This is a genomic window from Achromobacter pulmonis, from assembly GCF_002885955.2.
In the GTDB taxonomy this organism is placed as follows: domain Bacteria; phylum Pseudomonadota; class Gammaproteobacteria; order Burkholderiales; family Burkholderiaceae_B; genus Achromobacter; species Achromobacter pulmonis_A.
Map to the genome: position 1 here is coordinate 1 of NZ_POQS01000035.1, position 2,612 is coordinate 2,612.

Consider the following 2,612-nt stretch of genomic DNA (forward strand, 5'->3'; position numbering starts at 1 on the left):
CGGTGGCCCGGCCGGCGGCCGCATCGCCGCCGCGCACGGTCAGCGTGACGATCCAGCCCGCGCGCGGCTGCTGCACGATGACCAGGCCCTGCTCCTGTAGCCAGGCCAGATCGCCGTGCAGGCGGTCGCGGCTGACGTTGTGCGCGTAGGCGCCCACCAGTTCGTCGTTCAGGCTGTACTCGTTGGTCGTGTACTCGTTGCGCCGCGACAGAATGCGCAAGATCGCCAGCCGGCGACCCTCGGTTTCAAAGTCCTGATAGCTCATCGTCTTACTTCTCCCTTCGCTCCTGCAGCAGGTAGTCGTGCAGGCGATTCAGCAGGTTGGTCGTGCCCACCAGCTGCGCCGACACTTCGGCCAGCTTGCGGTTGGTCTGCGCCACCTCGGCGCGCAGCGCGTCCAGGTCGGCATAGCCGGGCCTGCTCTCCAGCGTGTGCTCGACGCGGTCCAGGCGCTGCTGCACTTGCGTGACCCGGTCATCGACCCGGTCGATAGCGTCCGTGGTGGCGCGGCTGCGCCCGGTCCACCAGACGTACACCGCGATGGCCGCCGTAATGCCCGTCTGCAGCACGTCCCAGAACAGGCGCGCCGCGCCCCAATCAACCCCTTCCATCAATACCTCGCATGTTGTGCCTGCCGTTTCTCATGGGCGACCTGGCAACCCACACACCGCACCGCGCCAGGCAGCACCGCCAGGCGTGCCGGTTCGATGACATCGCCACAATCCAGGCAGTTGCCATCCACCGAGCCGGGCGCGTCCTGGCGCATCCGGGTGCGTAGCGCTTCCAGCGACGCCGCGCGTTCTTCTTCAGCGAGCCGGGCCGCCAGCTCGTACTGCTGCTCTGTCCACACAGTCCATACTCCAGGCCCGCACGGCCGCGACCTTTTCCCAGCCACGGGTGCCCCAGCGGTGCAGTTGCTCGATGTACGCCGCCACGGCGCGCTGGCCGTACGTGCCGGCCGGCCTGTCCGGCTCGGTCTCCGGCTCGGTCTGCCCGGCCGGCGTCGCGCACAGCACCGGCGCCGGATCGGCCGGCGGCATCGTCGGCGCCGGTGCGACCGCACAGCCCGCCACCCCGGCCGCCACACTCGCCAGGACCACCAGGCGCGCGATCACGGCAGCGCCTCGATGGTCCGGCGCAGCACCGGCGCCACGGCGCCGTCGTCGGCGTCAGGCGCGGCCCGGATGGATTCGCGCAAGGCGCGGTAGGCGTCCTCGCGCCTGGCCAGCTTGTCTTGCAGCGCGACGGTGGCGGCCTCGGCCTGGCGGCGCTCGTCGGCCAGGGCGGCCAGGTCGCGGCCGCGCTGCTCGGCCGTGCCGCGCCACTGGTCGCGCTCGCCGCGCACCCGGTCGGCCTCGGCCTGCGCGGCCGTCGCGTTCGACTCGGCCCGCTGCACCGCATCCTCCAGGCCGCCGACCTGCCACTGGTGCCACGCCCACAGGGCGGCCAGCGCCAGCAGGGCCAGGACCGTCGTATTGCCCAGCAGCCAGCGCAGGCCGGCGGTGATGGCCTTCAGCATGGGCGCGCCCCTTGCCATCCGGCGGTGCGGTAGATCGGTTCCAGCTGCAACAGGATGCGGCGCACGTATTGCCGGTTCTCGCGCTCGGCCCAGGCCGCGCGCGCGGTGTGCAGTTCGACCTGGCCGAACCAGACGCGGGCGTCACCGCCAGCCTGGCGCGTCAGGCGCTGGTCGCGCTGTAGCCAGCCCAGCCCGCCGTTGTAGGCCGACAGCGTCATGGCCCAGTGCTGGCACACGTCGGCCGCGTCGATGCGCCGCCAGTGCCAGCGGTTGTAGCGGGCCTGCGCACGCATGGCCCAGCCGGGCGAATACGGCGCGGCCTCGCCCAGGTCGGGATAGATGGATGCGATCCAGGCGGACGTGTCGGGCATAAACTGCGCCAGCCCTTGCGCGCCGGCGCCGCTGGACACACCAGGGCGCCAGGCGCTTTCCTGGTGGATCTGTGCGGCATGGACGGACACCGGCGCGTCCAGCCCCCACTCCTGTTGCACGATGCGGGTCAGCTCGCGCTTGTAGCCGTCGGCGGCGGCCGGGATGGTCTGCGCGTACACCGGCCCGCCGCAGGAAAACAGCAGCAGGGGCAGCACCAGGGCCGCCAGGCGGGCGAACAGGTGCGGGCGCGCCACGCTAGACCCCCAGGCCCAGCGCCAGCACGGCGGCCGCGATGATGACGGCCCGGCGCATCATGCACCAGCAGGCCACGGTCCAGGCGACGCCGTCGCCGCCTCGCTTGGCGGCCTCCACCACCACGCCCGGCCGGGCATAACAGAAGATGCCCCGGTCGATCCAGTAGCCCAGGTACGCGCCCAGGCACAGCTTGGACAGGCTCCAGATCAGCACGCCCAGCTGGTGCGGCGCGATGACGCCCACCACGGTGGTGGTCAGCAGGGCGCCCAGCAGCCAGGGCCACAGGCGCAATCGGTCGAAGAAGGTATGTTTTTTCATGCCCCGCAGTGTGCGGGGATGGGCGGCTGCGGATTAGGTGAAGCGGTTCACCCATGCAGCACTAAGGCAGGCAGGCGACAGGGTAGCGCGTACCGACGAAAACGTCTAGAACAGCCAGAATTGCGACACGTCGGCCGAGTCCTGCGCG

General features: G+C 71.2%; 7 protein-coding genes. All 7 read right to left on the reverse strand.

The window, feature by feature from the left end:
- Positions 1-265: VpaChn25_0724 family phage protein (locus C1I89_RS33600; RefSeq protein WP_102776412.1), on the reverse strand; the 265-nt coding region annotated here is incomplete at its 3' end.
- Positions 266-269: 4 nt separating this feature from the next.
- Positions 270-611 carry a DUF2730 family protein gene (locus tag C1I89_RS33605; RefSeq protein ID WP_060833190.1) on the reverse strand — a complete coding sequence of 114 codons (342 nt, stop codon included), beginning with the start codon at positions 609-611 and terminating at the stop codon, positions 270-272.
- Positions 611-850, reverse strand: a complete 240-nt coding sequence (locus C1I89_RS33610; protein WP_081093934.1) for a TraR/DksA C4-type zinc finger protein — start codon at positions 848-850, stop codon at positions 611-613. Before C1I89_RS33610 ends, C1I89_RS33605 begins: the two co-directional genes overlap by 1 nt.
- Positions 807-1,115, reverse strand: coding sequence for a hypothetical protein (locus C1I89_RS34295; RefSeq protein WP_146196990.1), 309 nt, complete (start codon positions 1,113-1,115; stop codon positions 807-809). Before C1I89_RS34295 ends, C1I89_RS33610 begins: the two co-directional genes overlap by 44 nt.
- The gene (locus C1I89_RS33615) at positions 1,112-1,519 is read right to left on the reverse strand and encodes a hypothetical protein (RefSeq protein ID WP_102776413.1); all 408 of its coding nucleotides are present in this window, start codon (positions 1,517-1,519) and stop codon (positions 1,112-1,114) included. Before C1I89_RS33615 ends, C1I89_RS34295 begins: the two co-directional genes overlap by 4 nt.
- Positions 1,513-2,145 (reverse strand): transglycosylase SLT domain-containing protein, encoded by a 633-nt coding sequence (locus C1I89_RS33620; RefSeq protein ID WP_102776414.1) that lies wholly within the window; start codon positions 2,143-2,145, stop codon positions 1,513-1,515. Before C1I89_RS33620 ends, C1I89_RS33615 begins: the two co-directional genes overlap by 7 nt.
- A 1-nt stretch (position 2,146) precedes the next feature.
- The gene (locus tag C1I89_RS33625; RefSeq protein ID WP_102776415.1) at positions 2,147-2,464 is read right to left on the reverse strand and encodes a putative holin; all 318 of its coding nucleotides are present in this window, start codon (positions 2,462-2,464) and stop codon (positions 2,147-2,149) included.
- Positions 2,465-2,612 lie beyond the last annotated feature (148 nt).